18 protein-coding genes are annotated in these 21,199 nt (G+C 71.3%); 10 read left to right on the top strand and 8 right to left on the bottom strand.

Going from position 1 to position 21,199, the window contains the following annotated elements; translation table 11 throughout:
* Positions 1 to 29: 29 nt before the first annotated feature.
* Complete coding sequence (locus QSK34_RS10875; protein WP_285582781.1) at positions 30 to 173, bottom strand: hypothetical protein; 144 nt, start codon at positions 171 to 173, stop codon at positions 30 to 32.
* 38 nt (positions 174 to 211) lie between these two features.
* A complete protein-coding gene (locus QSK34_RS37750) occupies positions 212 to 652 on the bottom strand; it encodes an aggregation-promoting factor C-terminal-like domain-containing protein (protein ID WP_353051378.1) in 441 nt (146 codons plus the stop codon).
* Between the two features lie 424 nt (positions 653 to 1,076).
* Between QSK34_RS37750 and QSK34_RS10865 the strand changes: the two genes are divergently transcribed.
* From QSK34_RS10865 to QSK34_RS10855, 3 genes are all read left to right on the top strand, one after another.
* Positions 1,077 to 1,544, top strand: coding sequence for a glutathione peroxidase (locus tag QSK34_RS10865; protein ID WP_161479167.1), 468 nt, complete (start codon positions 1,077 to 1,079; stop codon positions 1,542 to 1,544).
* A 119-nt stretch (positions 1,545 to 1,663) separates the two neighbouring features.
* A complete protein-coding gene (locus QSK34_RS10860; RefSeq protein WP_285582779.1) occupies positions 1,664 to 1,990 on the top strand; it encodes a hypothetical protein in 327 nt (108 codons plus the stop codon).
* On the top strand, positions 1,987 to 3,351 hold the full coding sequence (locus QSK34_RS10855; protein WP_285582777.1) for a DUF4012 domain-containing protein: 1,365 nt from the start codon (positions 1,987 to 1,989) through the stop codon (positions 3,349 to 3,351). The genes QSK34_RS10860 and QSK34_RS10855 overlap by 4 nt, the downstream gene beginning before the upstream one ends.
* Here the strand turns inward: QSK34_RS10855 and QSK34_RS10850 are convergent.
* Positions 3,323 to 4,330 carry a LacI family DNA-binding transcriptional regulator gene (locus QSK34_RS10850; RefSeq protein WP_137251644.1) on the bottom strand — a complete coding sequence of 336 codons (1,008 nt, stop codon included), beginning with the start codon at positions 4,328 to 4,330 and terminating at the stop codon, positions 3,323 to 3,325. The two genes, QSK34_RS10855 and QSK34_RS10850, sit on opposite strands and share 29 nt — an antisense overlap.
* Before the next feature lie 200 nt (positions 4,331 to 4,530).
* On the opposite strand from QSK34_RS10850, the gene QSK34_RS10845 reads away from it, so the two are divergent.
* Positions 4,531 to 5,754, top strand: a complete 1,224-nt coding sequence (locus tag QSK34_RS10845; protein ID WP_030454235.1) for an ABC transporter ATP-binding protein — start codon at positions 4,531 to 4,533, stop codon at positions 5,752 to 5,754.
* Between the two features lie 72 nt (positions 5,755 to 5,826).
* Here QSK34_RS10845 and QSK34_RS10840 read toward each other — a convergent pair whose 3' ends face one another.
* The 3 genes from QSK34_RS10840 to QSK34_RS10830 all read right to left on the bottom strand — a co-directional run bounded on the left by QSK34_RS10840 (position 5,827) and on the right by QSK34_RS10830 (position 8,926).
* Entirely contained in the window at positions 5,827 to 6,654 is an 828-nt protein-coding gene (locus QSK34_RS10840; RefSeq protein WP_285582772.1) for a hypothetical protein, read from the bottom strand.
* A 138-nt stretch (positions 6,655 to 6,792) separates the two neighbouring features.
* Positions 6,793 to 8,070: a tyrosine-protein kinase domain-containing protein gene (locus QSK34_RS10835; protein WP_285582770.1), complete on the bottom strand. Its 1,278-nt coding sequence runs from the start codon at positions 8,068 to 8,070 to the stop codon at positions 6,793 to 6,795.
* A gap of 61 nt (positions 8,071 to 8,131) precedes the next feature.
* Positions 8,132 to 8,926: an NAD-dependent epimerase/dehydratase family protein gene (locus QSK34_RS10830; protein WP_285582768.1), complete on the bottom strand. Its 795-nt coding sequence runs from the start codon at positions 8,924 to 8,926 to the stop codon at positions 8,132 to 8,134.
* Positions 8,927 to 9,233: 307 nt separating this feature from the next.
* Between QSK34_RS10830 and QSK34_RS10825 the strand changes: the two genes are divergently transcribed.
* The gene (locus tag QSK34_RS10825; protein ID WP_353051377.1) at positions 9,234 to 10,283 is read left to right on the top strand and encodes a glycosyltransferase; all 1,050 of its coding nucleotides are present in this window, start codon (positions 9,234 to 9,236) and stop codon (positions 10,281 to 10,283) included.
* A gap of 7 nt (positions 10,284 to 10,290) precedes the next feature.
* On the opposite strand, the gene QSK34_RS10820 is transcribed toward QSK34_RS10825, so the two are convergent.
* Positions 10,291 to 11,049, bottom strand: coding sequence for an SDR family NAD(P)-dependent oxidoreductase (locus tag QSK34_RS10820; RefSeq protein WP_285582766.1), 759 nt, complete (start codon positions 11,047 to 11,049; stop codon positions 10,291 to 10,293).
* A 451-nt stretch (positions 11,050 to 11,500) separates the two neighbouring features.
* On the opposite strand from QSK34_RS10820, the gene QSK34_RS10815 reads away from it, so the two are divergent.
* From QSK34_RS10815 to QSK34_RS10795, 5 genes are all read left to right on the top strand, one after another.
* On the top strand, positions 11,501 to 12,205 hold the full coding sequence (locus QSK34_RS10815) for a hypothetical protein (RefSeq protein ID WP_285582764.1): 705 nt from the start codon (positions 11,501 to 11,503) through the stop codon (positions 12,203 to 12,205).
* A gap of 9 nt (positions 12,206 to 12,214) precedes the next feature.
* The gene (locus QSK34_RS10810; protein ID WP_285582762.1) at positions 12,215 to 15,151 is read left to right on the top strand and encodes an AAA family ATPase; all 2,937 of its coding nucleotides are present in this window, start codon (positions 12,215 to 12,217) and stop codon (positions 15,149 to 15,151) included.
* A gap of 113 nt (positions 15,152 to 15,264) precedes the next feature.
* Positions 15,265 to 17,082, top strand: coding sequence for a M14 family metallopeptidase (locus tag QSK34_RS10805; protein WP_285582760.1), 1,818 nt, complete (start codon positions 15,265 to 15,267; stop codon positions 17,080 to 17,082).
* Between the two features lie 37 nt (positions 17,083 to 17,119).
* Positions 17,120 to 17,548, top strand: coding sequence for a hypothetical protein (locus tag QSK34_RS10800; RefSeq protein ID WP_063765620.1), 429 nt, complete (start codon positions 17,120 to 17,122; stop codon positions 17,546 to 17,548).
* Positions 17,549 to 17,683: 135 nt separating this feature from the next.
* Positions 17,684 to 19,222, top strand: a complete 1,539-nt coding sequence (locus tag QSK34_RS10795; RefSeq protein WP_285582757.1) for a S8 family peptidase — start codon at positions 17,684 to 17,686, stop codon at positions 19,220 to 19,222.
* A gap of 396 nt (positions 19,223 to 19,618) precedes the next feature.
* Here QSK34_RS10795 and QSK34_RS10790 read toward each other — a convergent pair whose 3' ends face one another.
* A complete protein-coding gene (locus QSK34_RS10790) occupies positions 19,619 to 21,160 on the bottom strand; it encodes an aldehyde dehydrogenase family protein (RefSeq protein WP_285582755.1) in 1,542 nt (513 codons plus the stop codon).
* Between the last annotated feature and the right edge of the window lie 39 nt (positions 21,161 to 21,199).

The raw sequence follows: 21,199 nt of genomic DNA, 5'->3' as shown, positions 1-21,199 counted from the left end.
CCGCGCCCAGCACGCCCACGCCGCCGCCGTCAGGCGCGCAGCGCGGGCAGCCCGCCCTCGGCCACCCTGACCAGCCCGTTCAGGGCGCCTGGCGGTCCGGTCCCAGGATCTCGTCGGGACAGGCCGCGCCGCCGTGCCTCCAGGCGCGGCCACGCCGCGACGATCCCGTCCATGCGCGGCAGTCTGCGCCGTCACCGCGCTGCCCGGTACCTCAGTACCAGTTGTGGGCCAGGAAGTGTCCCCACGCCCCGCACGGCGAGCCGTACCGGCCCCGGATGTAGCCGATGCCCCAGCGGATCTGCGTCCGGGGGTTCACCCGCCAGTCCCAGCCGGCCCGGGCCATCTTGTCGCCGGGGTAGGCCTGCGGGATCCCGTAGGCGCCGGACCAGCGGTTGCGCGCCTTGTGGTTCCAGTTGCTCTCGCGTGTCCACAGGCTGTCGAGGCAGCGGAACTCCCGGCGCGCCCAGTCGCGGCGGATGATCAGGCGGTGGGCGTACATCTTGCTGCTCGCCTTGATCGTGGGTGCGGCCCGCCGTTTCCAGGTGTGGCCGTCATGCTCGGTCCCGCCGGCGGAGGCGGGGGTGGCCCCGGCGAGCGCGGCGAACGCGAGCATGGCCGCGACGGTGCCGCGACGTGCGCTGATGCTGTCCAAATCGGTCCTTGTCGTCGGGTCGCGTGCGGTCGTCAGGGGCGGAACCCCTGTGTCCGGCACGCCCATGGCTCGCGCGCACCGGTCCGCGCGGCCGAACCGGGACAACAGACCAACTCCCCGGAGGCACCGCGACGTTTGTTCACGGCAGATTCACGACACGAGCCACGACCGGCCTGCGGCCGTCCGCGTCTCGCTCTCTAGCGCGGATTGAAGTACGCCGGGCGACCACGCCGCCGCGTCTTCGGCCCCCCGAGGACGGTTGTTTGCCGACCCCGTGCCAAGCCCGGGTGATCACACGGCCCGGCGCTGGCCGGGCGGTCCTCGCAGCAGAGGTCCCGATGGCGGGGAAATGCCCCCCGCCTGGGGTTTCAGCTCGTCCCAACGGGGTGAGCGGGACGAAAGTGACGCTGGGTAGAGTCGCCCCATGACGAATCTCGACATCCCCGTGACCACCCTCGACGGCCGGGAGACGACGCTCGGCGACCTCCTCCAGGGGCGTTCGGCACTGGTCGTGAACGTGGCCTCCAAGTGCGGCCTGACCCCGCAGTACACCGGCCTGGTCCGCCTCCAGGACACCTTCGCGCCGCGCGGCTTCACCGTCATCGGCGTGCCGTGCAACCAGTTCATGGGCCAGGAGCCCGGCACCGCCGACGAGATCCAGGAGTTCTGCTCGGTCACCTACGGCGTCGACTTCCCGCTGCTGGAGAAGGCCGACGTGAACGGCGACGGACGCCACCCCCTCTACCGCGCGCTGGTCGGCGACGGCGAGGACATCAAGTGGAACTTCGAGAAGTTCACCGTCAACGCCGCCGGCGAGGTGACCGCCCGCTTCGCCCCGCAGATCGAGCCCGAGTCGGCCGAGGTCGTGGCGGCGATCGAGAAGAACCTGTAGCACCGGCGGCAAGTTTCGGTCATGCGGGCGCGTCGCTGGACGGGCCCGCGCGACCGCCCTCGTAGGAAGGGAGCACCGGCCCGATTCCGGCCGGGGTCCGCTGCTCTCCGGGGGAGGCCATGCTCGCCGTGCGTGCCCTCGCCTGCGTGGGGCTGATGTGGACCTGCCTGGCCGCCGCCGTGCCCATCGCGGGGCCGATCGCGGGGCCGGTCTCCCACGACGTGGCCGACGCCTTCGTCACCGGGGAGCAGGCCACCGTCGGGTTCTTCGACGGGTGGGATTCGCCCGCCGTCGACCCGCGCCGTCCGGTCACCGAGGACCTGCCGTTCACCGGGGCTCCGCTCGAGGCGCTGGCCGTGGCCGTGTCGGGGCTGGCGCTCACCGGGGTGCTGCTGGCCGTCGGGGCCCGCAGGCGCAGACGGGCCGGCGTCAGGCGCCTGACGTGAGGGTGCGGTGGGCGCGGGTCGGCTGGGCGCGCGTCGCCTGGAAGCGCAAGGGCTGGTTGCGGACCGTCGTCGCGGCCTCCGCGCTGACCGCGACCACGCTGGGCGTGGCCTGGCCCGTCTACCTGGGCGTCTCGGCCGCGCGGCATCTGTCCGACGCGCGAGACGCGTTCAAGGAACTGGCCGGGTCGACCCGGCTGATCCCGCCCGGCCCGGAGATCGCGGCCCGCATCGGCGAGGCCCGCGCCGGCGCCGAGGCCGCCATGCGCTACACCTCGGGCCGCGACTGGGCGCTGCTGGCCCGTCTCCCGTTCGCCGGTGCACCGGCCAGGACGGTCCGCGACTACGCGCGGGCCGCGCTCGACCTGGCCACCGGCCTGGAACTGCTGCTGCGCCAGAACCCGGCCGAGATCCCCCGGGCGGTCGGCCATCTGCAGGCCGCGCGGGCGGTGCTGCCCCAGGTCGAGGCGTTGCGGCGGCTCGACACGCTGGCCGCGCTGGCGGGGTTGCGCGGCCGGTTCCTGGTCGCCGTGCAGAGTCCCGACCGGGCGCGGGCGACCGGGGGAGTGGTGCGCGGGTTCGGGGTGGTGACGATCGCGCCGACCGGCTGGACCGTCGAACCGGTCCGCCGGGTGCCCGACGCGCCGGGCCCCGTCCTCGACCTCGGCCCCGGCTACGCCGCCCGCTACGGCGCCGACGCCACCCGCACCCTGTCGGCGTCGAACCGCTCACCGCACTTCCCGTACGCCGCCCGCGTCTGGGCCGCCCTCCACGGGCAGCCGGTCGACGGGGTGATCGGCGCCGACGCGGCCACGCTGGCGCGCTTGTCGGGCCTGGCCGGGCTGCCCGGCCTGATGAAGGTCATCGACCAGGGGCACATCCGGATCTGGTCGGCCGACCCCGAGGAGCAGCGGCTGCTGGAGCGCACCCCGCTGGCGGGTGTGCTGACGCCCGCGCCGGGGCCGTTCGCGCACGTGGTCGTCAACGACGCGGGCGGGGACGGGATCGGGCGCAACCTCGACCGTACCGTCGAATACCGCCTGTCCCCGGAGTGCGGGAGCACGGTGTCGGCGACGCTGCGCAACGGCGACCGCGACGGGAGGGTGTGGGTGTCGGTGTTCACCGCGGTCGGGTCGCGGCTGGAGAAGGCCTACCTCGACGGGAAGGTGGCCGAGCTGAAGCAGGAGACCGAGCACGGCCACCCGGTGTTCTCCACGACGCTCGACCTGCCCGCGGGGGAGACCCGGACCCTGGAGCTGCGGCTGGTGGAGCCCCCGTCATCGGCCGCGCCGGTCGTGCCGGAGCAGCCCATGGCCAAGCCGCAGCGGACCGTGGTCACCGCCGGGGAGCGCAGCTGCTCCTGACGATCAGCTCGGTCGGCAGCGACACCGTCCGGGGCCGCCGCCCGTGACGCAGGACCAGTTCGGCCGCGCGGTAGCCCACGTCGGAGGCGGGCTGCGCGATCACCGTCAGCGGGGGCGAGCACAGTTCGGCCCACGGCACGTCGTCGAACATGATGAGCGACAGGTCGCGCGGGATGCGCACATAGAGTTCGCGGGCGGCCAGCACGGCCGCCTCGCCGAGCATGTTGCCCCCGGCGATGACGGCCGTCAGGTCGGCCCGCCGCTGGAACAGCCCGGCCGCGGCGGCGTAGGCGGAGTCGCGGCTGGCCCGCGCGAACACCACGAGGTCCTCGTCGAGCAGGTCGCCCATGGCCTCGCGGAACGCGGCGACCCGGTGGGACATGCCCTGGCGGGCCAGGAAGCCGATCTTGCGGTGGCCGAGCCCGGTCAGGTACTCGATCGCGGTACGCAGCCCCGACCGGTCGTCGGTCAGCACGGCCGGCACCTCGTCGAGAGCGCGGGCGTGCTGGCCGGGCGACCACACGCGCCGGTCGGCGAACACGACGTTCAGCCCGGCGCGCACCGCGCTCGCCCACATCTCGCCGTCGCCGGTCGGCACCGCGATGATGCGGTCCATGCTCTGCTCCAGCAGCCCGCCGACCAGGTCGGCCTCCTGCTCGGCGTCGTCGCCGGTCACGCCGATGGTGACCGGCTCGCGGTAGGACCGGGCGCACGACAGCACCCCGTCGCAGAGCCGCGCGTAGAACCCGTCGGTGATGTCGGGCACGAGCAGGGCGACCCCGCCGCTGCGCTGCTGACGTAGATTGCGACCGAGGGCGCTCGGCCGGTAGTCGAGCTTGGTCGCCGCGTCGAGCACCCGCTCCCGGGTCTCCGCGCTCGCCGAGCCGCCCGACAACACCCGCGACACCGTGGCCACCCCGACTCCGGCCAGTTCGGCGACGTCTTTGATGGTGGTGCGGCGTGGTCCAGGAGTGCTCATGGAAACGATTCCATCATCATTCCATCATTACCGCCAGTCTCGGAACGATAACGCGACATGCGATGACAAGCCCAAACCGGGCGAGTCGCTTGACACGCATGTCCGGTTCGGGTGAGATGCATGAAAACGTATCCACTTTTCCCTCAATGGGAAGGCGGCGCCGGGGTCCGCGCGTGCCTTCCGGAGCGCGAAGGACTGGCATGGCATCTATCGTTCTGAACAACGTCGACAAGATCTACGCGGGCGGGGTCAAGGCCGTGAACGGCCTCAACCTGGAGATCAAGGACGGCGAGTTCATGGTTCTCGTCGGCCCCTCGGGCTGCGGCAAGTCGACCGCCCTGCGCATGATCGCCGGGCTTGAGGACATCAGCGGCGGCGAGATCGTCATCGGCGACCGGGTGGTCAACCACCTCCCGCCGAAGGACCGCGACATCGCCATGGTGTTCCAGAACTACGCCCTGTACCCCCACATGACGGTCGAGGAGAACCTCGCCTTCGGCCTCAAGCTCCGCAAGATGAGCAAGCCCGAGATCGCCAAGCGCGTGAACGAGGCCGCCAAGATGCTCGGCCTGGAGCAGTACCTCAAGCGCAAGCCGGCCGCCCTCTCCGGTGGTCAGCGCCAGCGTGTCGCGATGGGCCGCGCCATCGTGCGCGAGCCGCAGGCCTTCCTCATGGACGAGCCGCTGTCCAACCTCGACGCCAAGCTCCGCGTGTCGATGCGCGCCTCGCTGAACCAGCTCCACGAGCGCCTCGGCGTCACCACCGTCTACGTCACCCACGACCAGGTCGAGGCCATGACCCTCGGCGACCGCGTCTGCGTGCTCCGCGACGGCATCCTCCAGCAGGTCGACACCCCGCAGAACCTGTTCGACAAGCCGGTCAACCTCTTCGTCGCGGGCTTCATGGGCTCGCCGTCGATGAACTTCACCTACGCCGAGCTGGTCCGCGACGGCGCCGGCGCGGCCGTGGCCTTCGCCGGCTACCGCCTCCCGGTCCCCGACACCGCGTTCGCCGAGAAGGCCGGCCTCGAGCGCTACATCGGCAAGCGCATCATCCTGGGCATCCGCCCCTCCGACTTCGAGGACGCGGTCGCCGCCAACGGCGCCTCCGCCGGCTGGGCCCGCGTCCCGGTCAAGGCCAACGTGACCGAGGAGCTCGGCTCCGAGATCAACGTCCTGTTCACGATCGACGCCCCGCCGGTCGAGCACAAGGACACCGTCGCCGCCGCCAACGACGGTGACGAGGAAGAGGCCGCCGCCCTGCCGCTCACGGGCGACAAGTCGTTGTGGACCGCCCGCGTGAACGCCCGCAGCCACGTCCGCCCCGGCCAGAACATCGAACTGGTCGTGGACACGCACAACCTGCACTTCTTCGACGTCGACAGCGGCCTGTCCATCGGCCACCCGGCCAACGTCGGCCGCTGACGGCATCCCCTTCACGGCAGAGCCCGCCCCGCCGGCTTCCCCCCTCCGTTCGGCCGGGCGGGCTCTGTCCTTTCACTCGTCCGCGCAGGTCGCGTACGACCGGACGCTCCATTCCCGGCTGGTGCCGCTCAGCTCGTTCGCGTACGTGATGACCGTCCCGTCGGTCGGGATGAAGTAGGTGAGCACGGTCTCACCGGCGGCTCCGGGGATCGAGAAGCCCGCGCCCAGCGTCTGCGTCCCGGCGGGGCACTCCCGGATGGCGCCCTTGTCGTCCGAGTCCTCCTCGCTCTCCTCCGACAGGACCCGCAGCCCCGCCGGGGCGTCCTCGGCGCAGATCGCGAACACCCTCAGGTAGTAGTTGCCGGCATAGCCCCGGTGGTTCTCCTTCGTCTCCACGAAGACGTCGTCGAGGGTGGGGATGAGCGCGGTGACGCTCACGTTGCCCCGGGCGCCCTCCAGCTGGTAGCCCGAGCCGAGCAGCCAGTCGCCTTCGTGGCAGGCGAGCCCGAGCGTCTTCGGATTGGGGTGCGAGGCGGTCGTCTGGTAGCGGATGTAGGTGCTCGTACGGGGGTTGCCGCACACCGCCCACACCCGGATCGTCCACGCGGCGGTCGTGCCGGTCGGCGTCTCGACGCCGTAGGCGCTGACCGTGTAGGCGGTCGGGATGACCTCGTCGATGACGACCGAGCCGCCGCCACGGGTGATCTCGGCGCCGGTGCCGAGCACGCGGGTGCCGTCGGGGCAGCGCACCTCGGCGCCCTTGTCGTCGGAGTTGCTCTCGCTGACCTCGGCGACGATGACGTGCCCCGGGACGTCGGCCGACGACGGACCGGCCGAGGCCGTGACGAACCCGGCGGCCAGGGCGAGGGCGAGTAAGACGGTTCTGAATCGGGTGTTCAACGGTCTCTCCTTACGGGGAGCCGACACCGGTTCTCCGACGACCGGAGAGGGGCGCCCCCCTTCCCGCACTGTCGGCCCGCCGGCGTGCGGGCACCGCGCCGTTTTACCCGCTGGTTCCGCGTCGTCGTCCGTGGACGGTCAGCGGAAGCCGCCCGTCCGGGCCCGCTCCTCGGGGTAGGGCGAGCGGGGCCGTACCGGAGCGAAGTTCAGCACGCCGCCGACCAGCCGCGCGTCGACCCGCGTGAGCCGGGCCACCGCCTGGGCGAGCGACTCCCGGCGGGTGCGGCCCGCGCGGGTCACCAGCAGCACCCCGTCGCACGCCGTCGCCAGCACCACCGCGTCGCTGACCGGGAGCAGCGGGGGCGCGTCGACGACGACCAGGTCGTGGTCGGCGGCCAGGTCCGCGATCACCCGCCGCATCCCGGGCGAACCCGCGAGCTCGCCCGGGTCGGCCGGGATCGGGCCGCCGGGCAGCACGTCGAGGTCCGGCCGGCGCTGGAGGGCCTCCGCGAGGCGGGCGGATCCGGCCAGCACGTCGGTCAGGCCCATCGAGCGGGTCTCCAGCCCCAGGTGCCGCGCGACCGACGGACGCCGCAGGTCGGCGTCCACGAGGGCGACCCGTCGGCCCGTCCCGGCGACGGCGAGGGCCAGGTTGATCGCCAGGGTCGACTTGCCCTCACCGGGACCGCAGCTCGTGACGAGCAGCGAGCGCGGCCCGCCGTCCTCGCCCACGAACCGCAGGTTGGTCCGCAGGGCGCGGAAGGCCTCGGCCTGGCCGCCCGCGACGATCAGGGGGCGGCGCCGGTCCCGCCCGACGACCCCCAGCGTGGGCGCCCCGGTCGCCGCGGCGAGGTCGTCGCTGTCGGTGATCGTGGTGTCGAGGCGGGAGCGCAGCATCAGCAGGCCGTAGGCGAAGACCAGGCCCAGCAGGATCCCGGCCGCCACGTTGAGCGGGGGACGCGGCGAGACCGGGTTCGCCGGAGGGGTGGCCCGGTCGATCACGGTGACCCCGATCGCGGTGCGCCTCTCCAGGGTGTGGATCAGGCCGCTGAGCTCGCCGCCGATGCGGTTGGCGACGCGGGCCGCCCGGTCGGGGTCGCCGTCGGTGACGATGGCGCGCAGCAGCACCGTGCCGGGCACGACCTCCGACCGCACGTCGAGCGTGGCCGGGTCGAGCCGCTCGGCCGTCGCGACCTCCTGGAGCACGCGGCGGCTGGTGACCAGGCGGGCGTACGACTTCACCCGCTGCTGCGACAGCGGGTCGGCCGAGCCCCGCTGGTCGACCATCAGGGACACGGCCGCCGCGTACCTGACCGGCATCTGCCCGGTCACCAGCAGCGCGCACGCCGCGCCGCCGACGGCGGCCAGCAGGAGGATCCACCAGCCCCGGCGGACCAGCCGGAGATGTTCCGTCATACCGTCACCACCATCCGATGGACCGGTGCGGGCACGAGCGGGTCCGGCACGATCGCGGGGTTCACCGGACGCGGGCCTCGCTGATCGTGTCGAGCAGGATCTCGTCGAGGTCCCGCCGGGGCCGCCATCCGGTCAGCGCGCGCAGCCGCGACGCGTCGGCCACCCGGAAGCCGGGTTCGGGGGCGCCGCCGTGGAAGGTGATGCCCGACGGGCTCCCGGCCAGTTCGACGATCGCCTTGGCCAGCTCCAGCACGCTGACCCCGTCGTCGGCGCCCACGTCGAAGATGCCCCCGAGGGCGAACGGCTCGTCGAGCAGCAGCGTCAGGGCCTCGACGACGTCGCGGACGTGGGTCAGGCACCGCGTCTGCGACCCGTCGCCGGGCAGCACCAGGTCCGCGCCGGCCAGCGCCTGCCGGATCAGCCGGGGCACCAGGTGCTCGTCGCGCTGCCTCGGCCCGGCCACGTCGAACAGCCGGGCCACCACGACGAGCAGGTCCTTCTCCGTCCGGTACGTCTCCCCGCGCGGCGTCTCCCCGGCGGTGAAGGCCGCGGCGTGGTCGTCGGTGCCCACCAGCACCTTGCGGCCGTGCCGCCGGGCCGCGTCGAGCACCGTCTCGCCGCCGGCCAGGTGCACGACCGCGTCGCACCCGCCGACCAGGTCGCCGACCAGCGGGGCGTCCAGCGCCGAACCCTGGACGAACCGCAACGACGGATGGCCGCGCAGGTGCCGGAGGTTGGCGGGCGAGCCGGTGGACAGATCGTCCAGCACGGTGACCGTGTCGCCCCGGGCCAGCAGGGCCCCGGTCAGGTGCGAGCCGACGAAGCCGCCGCCCCCGGTGATCAGATGGTGCGCCACGGTGCTCCTCGCTCTCAGTGGGCGAGAGAGACGGTAGAGACGCCGTCGGCGCGGGCCGGCACAGCCACGCGCGGGCTTGCGCCGCCTTTTGCGGATTATTGGCGACCCGCGCACGTACTCGATGGAGACGCCGCGGGGTCCAGCGCCCTCCCCATAACGGGGCAAACCGGCCCACCATGGCAAACGAGCCGCTAATCCTTCGCAAGCGCATGACAGGCCCGCCGGTAAAAGCCCCATCAACGCCCCGCGCTGGACGAGACTGCCCGCCGGGCAGACATACCGCAACAGGTCGAAACGGGGGCCAGTGATGGGCGAGCGCATCAGGGTCATGCGGGTGATCACGGGACTGGACACGGGGTGGCCCGCGCTCCAGGCCGTCACGCTGCTCGACCACCTCGATCCCGGCCGGTTCGAGCAGCGTCTCTACACCACCACGATGCACGAGCGCGCGCGCACCATCCCCGACGACGGCCCGCGCGCGCTGGCCCGGCTGGTGGCCGAGATGCGCAGGTTCCGGCCGGACATCGTGCACACCCACACCGGCAGGGCGGGCGCGCTCGGCCGGACGGCCGCCACGATGGCCCGGGTCCCGGCGCGGGTGCACACCTTCGACGTCCACCCGCGCCGGACCGTGATCGAGCGGCGGCTGGCCCGGGTCAGCGAACGGCTGATCGCCGACTGCGCCCTGGTCCGCGACGACCTGCTCGCCGCCGGGATCGGCGTCCCGCGCCAGTACGCCGTCGTCCGGCCCGGCGTGCGGATGGCCGCCCGGCCGGACCGGGAGGTCGCGCGGGCCCGGCTGGGGCTGCCGGCCGACGTCCCGGTCGTGGCGTTCGTCGGGAAGGTCACCAAGAGCCGCAGGCCCGACCGGTTCCTGGACACCGTCGCGCTGGTGCTGCGCGGCCTGCCGATGACCAAGGTCCTCGTCTGCGGCGGCGGCGATCTGGCCGCCGACCTGCGGGCCAAGGCGGTCAGGTTCGGCGACGCCGTCGCCTGGCTCAGCCGCCGCACCGATCTGGAGATCATCCACGCCGCCGCCGACGTCATGCTGCTGACGAGCGACTACGAGGGCATCCCGCTGGACCTCCTCAAGGCGGCCGCGTCAGGGGTCCCGGCGGTCGCCACGCGGGTCGGCGGGGTGCCCGAGGTCGTCGAGGACCGGGTGACCGGGCTGCTCACCGACCCCGACCCGGGGCTGCTGGCCGCCTCGGTCGTGCGCATCCTGCGCGACCCGGGCTACGCGGGCCGCCTGGGCGACGCCGCCGCCCAGCGGGCCGGGCTCTACTTCGGGCAGTCGCGGTTCGTCGACGAGGTGTCGGCCCTCTACGTGCGGCTGCACGAGGAGGGCCGGGCCTGAGACCGCGCTATTTGAACCGGCGGCCGATCCGGGTCGAGATCCGGGCCGTGAGGTTCTGCGGCAGCAGCCGCCCCACGCCGACGACCAGCTTGTAGCGCAGGTCGGGCACGCTGACGACCTTGCCGAGGGCCAGGTCGCGCATCGCCGCCTTCACGACGGGGTCGGCCTCCAGCCAGAGGAACTCGGGGATGCTGCTGGTGTCCATCCCGGCCCGCTGGTGGAACTCGGTGTGCACGAAGCCGGGGCACAACGCCATCACCCGCACGCCGTCGCCGGAGGTCTCGGCGGCGACGGCGCCGCTGAAATTGACCACCCAGGCCTTGGACGCGCCGTAGGTGCCCCGGGTGAAGAACGCCGCCACCGAGGCCACGTTGATCACCCCGCCCCGGCCCTTCGCCCGCATGTGGGGCAGGGCGGCGTAGGTGAGCCGCAGCACCGCCTCGCAGTGCACCTTCATCATGGTGAGCTCGTCGTCGACCGGCGCGCTGAGGAACATCGCTCGGTTGCCGAACCCGGCGTTGTTGACCAGCAGGTCGACCCCCTCGCGCAGCCGCTCCTCGACGACCTTCAGGCCGTCGTCGGACGACAGGTCGGCGGGCAGCACCTCGGCGTGCACGCCGTAGCGGCGGCCGAGGAACGCGGCCTGCTCGGCCAGCCGGTCACGGTCGCGGGCGACCAGCACGAGAGAGAAGCCGTCGGCGGCCAGGCGGCGGGTGAACGCCGCGCCGATCCCGGCGGTCGCGCCGGTGACGAGTGCGGTGGGCATGGCCCGCAGCCTAGCCCCCTGCCGATCCGCCCGCCCCGGCTCGCCGGGCGCACGGCCATGCCGAGAATCCGGGACGCCATGATTCATCCCTTTCGATGGGACCGATATCGCCTTTCCCGGAATACATAAGCGGGCGATGTCGCAGGTCAGAGCCGTCCCGATTCGTCCGCACGGCTCAGGTCACATAAGCTTCGCCAGTTCGTGTATCAATGGTCGATCTGGGGGAAAGTGCCGCTTACGCCTGGCTTATGCCATGCGGCCTACGCTGCCGCGAAAAGTTGACGTTTGGAACCAGCGGTCCCCCGCCGCCCTTTGATCACGTCACAAGTGCAGCTAAGCTTCGGGCAAGATTTGGTCAAGTTTTCCAAGATGTAACAACAGTCCCGGTAAGGGGATACTTGGAAAACGGGCACTACTACCTCGTAGACCCGCAAAGCGGAGGTATGGCCCTGTGAAGAGATGGCGGGCGGGGTCCGGCGCGGCGGCGGCCTTCGGGGTCGCCGCGATGATCGCCGGATTGGCCGGATGCGGCGGCTCGCAATACACATTCGTCCGTGACTCGGGCGGCAGCACCTACTTCAAAGTCCCCGCCACCTGGCACAAGGTCGACCAGGAGGCGGTGGACGCCGCGCTCCTCGGGGATCCGTCCTCGGCGACCGCCCAGGTGCTGAAACAGAAGATCTGGACCGCGGCCTACGACGGCCACACGCAGCCGTCGATCGACCACATCATGACCGCCGGGCCCGGCGGCGCCGACGAGCCGTTCGCGTTCGCGATGGTGAACACCCTCTCCGAGGAGCAGCAGCAGGACGTCTCGCTGAACGCCCTGCGCAACGTGATGGGCTTCCCCGTCGCGGCCACCGCCGCCGAACGCGCCAAGAACGAGCAGGACGAGGAATACCCGTACAAGAACTTCGAGCTCACCCGTGACGAGGTGCTCGAGGGCGACAACGGCGCGAAGGGCGTGCGGGTGCAGTTCAGCCTCCGTTACAGGGGCGGCCCGCTGCAGACGTTCCAGCAGACGGGCTACCTGTCGGCCGACGGCGGCACCATGTCGACGTTCCTGATCCGCTGCTCCGCGACCTGCTTCCAGCAGCGCCAGGCCGAGCTCGACTCCATCGCGCAGTCGTTCAAGGTGAAGAACAACCTCGGGTAAGGAGCCCATATGAAGACGGCTTCCCCGCCGCAATACGAGGGACTCCGGCCACCCGGTTCGGGTCCCGACGACAGGGATCCGCGCACCCGCAAGAAGATGGCGTTCTGGGATCGCTCCAAGATCATCATTTTCCTCGTCGCGGCGTTCCTCATCCTCACCGTCAAGACGATGGGTGAGTTCGAAGGTGTCATGACCTTCTGGGACGCGGTGGTCTACCAGGCCGAGGCGACCGGCTGGATCCTCTGGCTGATCGGCATCGACCTGATCCGCCAGATCCACTTCCTGATCTCCGAACGCTCCGCCGGCTACCACCGCCTGTGGACCAAGGGCATCTTCGGCGGCTTCGACCGCTGGGTGCACCGCAGGTTCAGCGACTGGACCCGCTACCGGTTGTCCCGCGCGATCAAGGTCGTTTTCTGGATCACGCTCATCGCCTTCATCCTCGCCGAGGTCCTGCCAGGGGACGTGTCGCCCGTCATGGCGCTGTTCCAGGCCCCGGCGCTGCTGTGGCAGGCGATGCCGATGATCGCGCAGCTCGCCTTCGCGTTCTTCTTCATCGTGTTCCAGTTCATCGGCCTGTTCTGGTTCCTCTCCCGGGGCGGCGTCGAGACCTACTTCCCCGACGACATCAAGACGCGCTTCGACGACGTCTGGGGCCAGGACCACGTGGTCGAGCGGGTCAAGGAGAACATCGTCTTCCTGGAACGGCCCGATGAGATCGAGCAGCGCGGCGGCTACGTGCCCAGCGGCCTCCTCCTGTGGGGCCCGCCCGGCACCGGCAAGACCCTGATGGCCGAGGCCGTCGCGGGCGAGACCGGCAAGCCGTACGTCTTCGTCGACCCCGGCGCCTTCACGAACATGTTCATGGGCATCGGCATCCTCAAGGTGAAGTCGCTGTTCCGCAAGCTGCGCAAGCTGGCGCTGCGGTACGGCGGCGTCATCGTCTTCTTCGACGAGGCCGACTCACTCGGGCGGCGCGGTTCACTGGCCCAGCAGGGCCCGCAGACCGGCCGCGGCTTCAGCCCCGCCTTCGGCGACGCCTGCCACGGCTTCTCCTACCTGTCCGAAGGCGCGCAGAGCACGCTGTTCCACCAGTCGTTCGCCGCCTCCCGCGCGGTCGAGGCGCCCGACACGGGCCGCCGCAGCCGCTTCATGATGGGCGGCAACATGATGGGCGGCGGCGGTGACATGGGCACCCTGCAGGCCCTGCTCACCGAGCTGTCGGGCCTGAAGAAGCCACGCGGCATCGTCAACCGCCACGTCCGGCGACTGCTGGGCATGCGCCCGAAGCCGCCGCCCAAGTACCGCATCCTCGTCATGATGGCGACGAACATGCCCAACGCGCTCGACGAGGCGCTCCTGCGGCCCGGACGTATCGACCGGATCTACAAGGTGGGCTATCCGTCCAAGCCCGGACGCATCCGCACCTACCAGGGCTACTTCGGCAAGGTGCGGCACGAGCTGACCGACGAGCAGATCGACAAGCTCGCCACGATCACCCCCTACGCCACCGGCGCGACGATCAAGGACCTGGTGAACGAGTCCCTGATCACCGCGATCCGCGACGGCCGCGAGGTGATCACCTGGGCCGACGTCACCAAGGCCAAGCGGCTCAAGCAGCTCGGCCCGCCCGAGGACGTCGAGTACATCGAGCGCGAGCGCCACGCGGTGGCCGTCCACGAGGCCTGCCACGCGGTGGTCGCCTACCGCACCCGCCAGCACCTCGAGATCGACATCGCGACGATCGAGAAGGGCGCCGACTACCTGGGCATGGTCTCCAGTATCAAGCCGGAGGACCAGTTCACCCGGTGGAGGTCGGAGCACGAGTCCGACATCATGGTGTCGGTCGCCTCGCTGGCCGGTGAGCGCATGTTCTTCGGCGACGACAACTCCTCGGGCGTCTCGGGCGACCTGATGAGCGCGACCTACGTCGCGGGCCTCATGGAGACCCACTGGGGCATGGGCGCCGGCGTCTCCGCGCTGCCCGCGCTCCAGGAGCTCGGCCTCGGCATGGGCAGCCCCGACCAGCGGCGCAAGTCGCCGGGCGGGACGATCGGGTTCCTCGCGCCCAACCTGTCCGACCGGCAGAACGAGATCGAGCCCGGCGGCGCCTCGACCCGGATCGAGTTCCTGCTCACCCGGATGCTGGAGAAGACCGAGGAGCTGCTCAAGGAGAACCGCGCCGAGGTCCTGGCCGTCGCCCACGCGCTGGAGACGCACAAGACCCTCAACGGCGAAGACGTCATGGCCGTCATCGAGCGCACCAGCGGCCCGCTCGTCGACGGCAGCGTCTACGCCGACGAGGACTTCCAGCGTGAGCTGGAGGACTACCACGAGGCGGCCGTCACGGCCCACCGCGAGCACACCAAGGTCACGGTCCCGCTGCCGCAGCCGAGGGCGCGGCACCTGGCGCTGGAGCCGGCCGCGGTGATCGTGGCCAACGGCCACGGCATGCCTGCCTTCGCCCCGGCGACGACCGGCGAGATCGTCCCGGTCAACGGCAACGGGAACGGCGCGGTCGACTTCGTCCCGTGGGCGAACACGAACGGCAACGGCTCCCCGCTGCCCCCGCCGCCACCGCCGACCGAGGCGGCCAGGCCTGAGAGCTCGCGCTCGCGTGGTCTGCTCTGGGGCCTGTTCGGGGCGGCGCTCGCGCTGGCCGCGCTGGTGCTCGTGGTGATCGCCGCCTCCGGCGGGACCATGACCGGCGCGACCGAGGTGGTGCCGGGGCTGCCGACCGGCACGGTCATCGTGTTCTTCCTGATCCTGCTCGGGATCGTCGCCGTCCTGGCCATCGTGGTCGGGGTGATCCGGGCCCAGCAGGCCAACCGGCGGCGGGCCGAGGAGGCCAGGGACCGGGCGAACGAGCGCGCCCAGCTCCTCGCCGCCGCGATGGACCCCGAAGTCGCCATGAGGCTGCTCGGGTACGACGGCCGGGAGAAGTAGAAAACACAGAATTGAACCAAGCGCCCGCCGTCCTGAGCACTCGGGACGACGGACTTGACGGAAGATCGTGAGTCGGCCTTGCCTCCGTGGCGGGGCCGATTCACTTTTGTCGAATGAAGCAGCGCCTGACAGTTGTTCTCACACTGATCGTCCTGGTCCTGACCACGGGACTGACGAGCGCCGGAGCCGGGGCCGAACCCCCGCCCAACCGCCAGTACACCGTCGAGGGTGTGAGCACCCAGGAGCAGCGCACCGCCGTCGCACAGACGGGTGCCGCCATCGACGAGGTCGCCGCCGACCGGATCGTCGTCACCGCGACGAGCGAGGAGGTCGCGGCGATCCGGGCCCTCGGCCACACCGTCAAGGCCGCGCCGAACCGGCTCGCCCCGGCCGTGCCGCAGCCGCTCGACTTCCCGCCCGCCGACAGCGCCTACCACAACTTCGCCGAGCTGAACACGGTGGTGAACGCCGCCCTGTCGGCGCACCCGTCGATCATCCGCAAGGTCTCGATCGGCACGTCGTACCAGGGTCGGGAGCTGTTCGCGCTCAAGATCAGCGACAACGTCGCGACCGACGAGAACGAGCCCGAGGTGCTGTTCACCCACAGCCAGCACGCCCGCGAGCACCTCACCGTCGAGATGGCGGTCTACCTGCTGAACCTGCTCACCGACTCCTACGGCTCCGACTCCCGCATCACCGACATCGTGAACTCGCGGGAGATCTGGATCGTCCCCAACATGAACCCCGACGGCAGCGAGTACGACATCGCCACCGGCTCCTACCGGAGCTGGCGCAAGAACCGGCAGCCCAACAGCGGGTCGAGCGCGATCGGCACCGACCTGAACCGCAACTGGGCCTACAACTGGGGCTGCTGCGGCGGGTCGTCCGGCACCACGTCGTCGGACACCTATCGGGGCCCGTCGGCCGAGTCGGCGCCCGAGGTCAAGGCCGTGGCCGACTTCGTCCGCGGCCGGGTCGTGGGCGGCGTGCAGCAGATCAAGGCGCACATCGACTGGCACTCCTACGGCGAGCTGATCCTGTGGCCCTACGGCTACACCACCGCGAACACCGCCCCGGGCCTGACCCAGGACGACCGCGACGCGCACGCCGTGCTCGGCCAGCAGATGGCCGCCACCAACGGCTACACGCCCGAGCAGGCCAGCGACCTCTACATCACCGACGGCTCGATCGACGACTGGATGTGGGGGGCGTACAAGATCTTCTCCTACACCTTCGAGATGTACCCGGTGGCGTCCAACCCCGGCTTCTACCCGCCCGACGAGGCGATCGTGCCGCAGACCACCCGCAACCGCGAGGCCACGCTCCAGTTCCTGGAGGCGGCCGACTGCGTCTACAAGGTGATCGGCAAGCAGGCGCAGTACTGCGGCGGCGGCCCGCCGGCCGTCACCGTCTACAACGACGACTTCGAGACCGCCACCGGCTGGACCGCCAACCCGCTCGGCACCGACACCGCCACCCTGGGCCAGTTCACCCGGGCCAACCCCGAGGCGACCACCTCCAGCGGCGCCAAGCAGCTCGGCACCACCGTCAGCGGCTCGTTCGACCTGGTCACCGGTCCGCTCGCGGGAGCCGCCGCGGGCGACCACGACCTCGACGGCGGCGTCACCTCGATCCGCTCCCCGCAGATCACGCTGCCGGCCACCGGCACCCTGACGTTGTCGTTCTCGTGGTACTTGGCCCACGGCAGCAACTCCTCCAACACCGACTACCTGCGCGTCTCGGTCAACGGCACCCAGGTGTTCCAGCAGCTCGGCGCGGCCAGCAACCGCAACGGCGCGTGGGCGACGGCGTCGGTGAACCTGTCGGCGTTCGCGGGCCAGAACGTGCAGATCACGGTCAGCGCCGCCGACACCGGCACCGCCTCACTGGTCGAGGCCGCCGTGGATGATGTGAAGATCACTCAGCAGTAATGGACTACCTACCCTTACCGGTGTAAACGTGGCATGTGTGATTAACGACCGGTCGCGGGGCCCCGAACGGGAGCTCGCCGTCCTGCTCCGCACCGGACCGTTCGAACGCGCGCTCCGGGCCGCCATCGCGGCCCGGGGCCTGTCGCTGGAACGCCTGCACGTCCGCCTCGCCGAGCGGGGCGCCCACGTCAGCCTGGCCAGCCTCAGCAACTGGCAGCGCGGCCGCTCCCGTCCGGAGCGGTCGCGGTCGCTGGCGGCGGTGCGGGAGCTGGAGTCGATCCTCGGCCTGCCCGCCGACTCGCTCGTCGCGCTGCTCGGGCCGCGGCGGCCCCGGGGGAGATGGCTGGCGCACGATCCGGGCGCGATCCGGCAGCAGCTGCGCGACCTCGTCGAGTCGCTCGACGACGACGAACTGCCGACTGTACTCGCAGTCGTGCGTGCCCTCAGGGCATCAGACCGGAAATGATATACCGCCGGTTTTGACCGGAAATTTCCTGGAAGCTCAGCACAGGCGATTGATTCCGCCCTATCTGACCTGGCGTTTCGTCATGCCCTCATTCGGGCCTTTCGTATGCGTGCGCCACCCAGGAAAGGACCCCCGATGCACCGAATCCCCCGGGTCGCGGCGCTGCTTGCGGCCACCGCGCTCGCGGGCGCGTCGCTCGCCGCCCCCGCCCAGGCCCGCACGGCCATGGTCGTGGGGACGGACAACCCCGGCGCGATCCCCGGCAGCTACATCGTCGTGCTGAAGCCGACGGCGGACGTCCGCGCCCAGTCCCGCGACCTCGCCGCCGAGAACGGCGGCCAGGTGAAGAACGTGTACAACCGGGCCATCAAGGGCTTCTCCATCAACGCCACCGCGAAAGAGGCCCGCGCCCTCGCCGCCGACCCCGACGTCGCCTACGTCGAGCAGGACGCCGTGGTGACCGTCGACGCCGAGCAGGCCAACCCGCCGTCGTGGGGCCTGGACCGCATCGACCAGCGTGCCCTCCCGCTGAACTCCCGCTACACCTACACCGGGACGGGGGCGGGGGTGACGGCGTACATCATCGACACCGGCATCCTCACCACGCACCAGGACTTCGGCGGCCGGGCCGTCTCCGGCAAGGACTTCGTCTCGAACGACAACGACGCGACCGACTGCAACGGCCACGGCACCCACGTCGCCGGCACCGTCGGCGGCACCGCCTACGGCGTCGCCAAGCAGGTCAAACTGGTCGGCGTGCGGGTGCTCGACTGCGCCGGGCGCGGCAGCAACTCCGGCGTCATCGCCGGCATCGACTGGGTGACCGCCAACGCGGCCAAGCCCGCCGTCGCCAACATGTCACTGGGCGGCTCTGCCTCCACCGCCGTCGACACGGCGGTGAAGAACTCCATCAAGTCGGGCGTGACCTACGGCCTGGCGGCCGGCAACAGCAGCGTGAACGCCTGCTCGTCGTCGCCGTCACGGGTGCCCGAGGGCATCACCGTCGGAGCCACGGCCAAGAACGACGCCCGCGCGTCCTACTCCAACTACGGCGACTGCCTCGACGTCTTCGCCCCCGGCACCGACATCACCTCGGCCTGGTACACCTCCCCGACGGCCAAGAACACGATCAGCGGCACGAGCATGGCGACGCCCCACGTCGTGGGGGCGGCCGCGCTGATCCTCGCCGGTACGCCGACCGCGACGCCCGCGCAGATCAGGGACACCCTCGTGAAGAACGGCGTGACCGGCGTGGTGACCAACCCGGGCAGCGGCTCCCCGAACGTCCTGCTGAACACCTCGGGCGGAACGACCAACCCGTCCCCGTCGCCCTCCCCGTCGCCCTCCCCGTCGCCCTCCCCGTCGCCCTCCGCCACCCCGACGCCCACCCCGACGCCCACGTCGTCGCCCTCTCCGTCGGCCTCGGCCTCGCCTTCGCCGAGCCCCACCACCTCTCCGCGCCCGTCGGCGTCCCCGACCCCGACCGCGCCCGCGAAGAAGTGCGTGACCGCGACGAACAACGCGCACGTGTCGGCCGGCCGGGCCTACGTGGAGTTCTTCTTCCTCGTGTACGCCGAGGGCTCCAACGACTACCTCGGCCTCACCGGCAGCACCCAGCGCAGCCTCCAGGAGACCCGTTCGGGCTACTGGGACCTGGTCTCGCGCTGCGCGTGACCCCGATCTGAAAAGGTCCGGCTCCGGCGTGGGGGCCGGACCTTTTCATCGTCTGTGCCGATCCGCACCGGGACCATCGGCCGGATGTCGGCCTGGCCGCACGGTGGTGGCACGCCACTTGATGGCAGAGACGGCCACCCGGTCCGTGGGTGCGGTCCGTGGGTGCGGCCCGTGGGTGCGGCCCGTGGGCTCGGTCCGTGGACCCTCCGGTGGACCCGCCCGTGGAGCCGGGCGTTGCGCGCCGTCTCGTGAGCGGTGCCGTCGCGTGCCGATGTGTCGGCCGGACGTTCGTCGTTGCGGTGGTGTGCCGGAGCGGGTGGTTGCCGCCGGGTGCGGGGCCGGGCCGGACGGCGGGCGGTGCCGGGGTGGGCGGGAGCCGTAACGGATGGAAGTCTTTCAGATTCGGTATTCCAGGTCGGGGATGATCTCCGTGACGTCCATCTGGGCCTTCTGCAGGTGGCCCGAATAGTCCCAGTTCATCGCCTGCCAGCGGGTGAACTGGTCGAGCACCCACATGCCCGACTGGCGGCTCCCGTTGCCCGACTTGCCGTTCCCGCCGAACGGCAGGTGCGCCTCCGCGCCCGAGGTCGAGTTGTTGACGCTGACCATTCCGGCCGACACCCCCGCCCGGAAGCGGAACGCCGCCTGCGGGTCGCGGGTGTAGATCGACGACGACAGGCCGTAGCCCGGGAGGTTGGCCAGTTCGATGGCCTCGTCGAGGGTGGAGAAGGTCGTCACGCCGACGATCGGGCCGAACGTCTCCTCCAGGAACAGCCGGTCGGTCGGCCGCACGCCGTCGACGATCACCGGGTGGTAGAAGAGGCCCTCGTTCGGGTCGTCGCCGAGGAAGTGGCCGCACGGGTTCGCCTCGGTGATGCGCCCGACCGGGCCGGTGACCGTGTGGTGGTCGCCGATCCAGGTCAGGTACTCCTCGTAGCGGTCGGCGAACTTCTGGTCGAGCATCGGGCCCATCAGCACCTTCCGGGCCGGATCGCCGACGTGGGCCGACTGCGCGGCGGCGGTGAACCGGGCCACGAAGTCGTTGTGGATCGACTCGTGGACGATCACCGTGCCCAGCGAGGTGCAGCGCTGACCGGCGGTGCCGAACCCGGCGAACAGCGCGCCCTCGGTGGCGAGGGTCAGGTCGGCGTCGGGCATGACCACCATCGGGTTCTTGCCGCCCAGCTCCAGGCACGGCGACTGAAGATGCCGCCCGCACAACTCGCCGATCCTGCGCCCGACCTCGGAGGAGCCGGTGAAGCCGACCTTGTGGACGGTCCCCTCGGTGAGCGCGCTCTCCAGCCCGGCGAACGTCTGCTCACCGTCGGCGAACACGACGTTGAACACCCCGTCGGGCAACCCGGCGGCCGAGAAGATCCGGTGCAGCGCGGCGGCGGAGGCGGCGGCGTACTCGGCCGGCTTCCACACCACCGCGTTCCCGCACAGCAGGGCCGGCACCAGATACCACGACGGCACCGCCACCGGGAAGTTCCCCGCCGTGATCACCGCCGCGACCCCGACCGGGGTCCGGAACGTGAACAGGTTCTTGTCCGGCATCTCCGACGGCACGGTCTGCCCGTAGAGACGCCGCCCCTCGCCGATGAAGAAGTCGCAGGTGTCGACGATCTCCCGCACCTCGCCCAGCGCCTCGGCGTAGGGTTTGCCGATCTCCTCGCTGACCAGCCGCGCCAGCGCCTCGGCGTTGGCCTCCACGAGCCGCCCGATCGAGGCGATCACCCGTCCGCGCACCGGCGCCGGCACCGCCGCCCAGTCGCGCTGCGCGGAGGCGGCGCTCCGGCACGCCGCCGCGAACGTCGCCGCGTCGGTCAGGGCGACCTCGGCGACGACCTCCTTCAGCCGGGCCGGGTTCCGGGACAGATAGGGCGTGCCGGACGGCTCGTCCTTCCCTCCGATGACGGAAACGATCTGCCGGGTCATCGTGCGACCTCCTCGTCGTGCGCGTGCTGTTCACCCTAT

Source organism: Herbidospora sp. NBRC 101105, from assembly GCF_030269205.1.
Classification (GTDB): domain Bacteria; phylum Actinomycetota; class Actinomycetes; order Streptosporangiales; family Streptosporangiaceae; genus Herbidospora; species Herbidospora solisilvae.
This window is presented reverse-complemented; position numbering and strand designations above follow the sequence as displayed.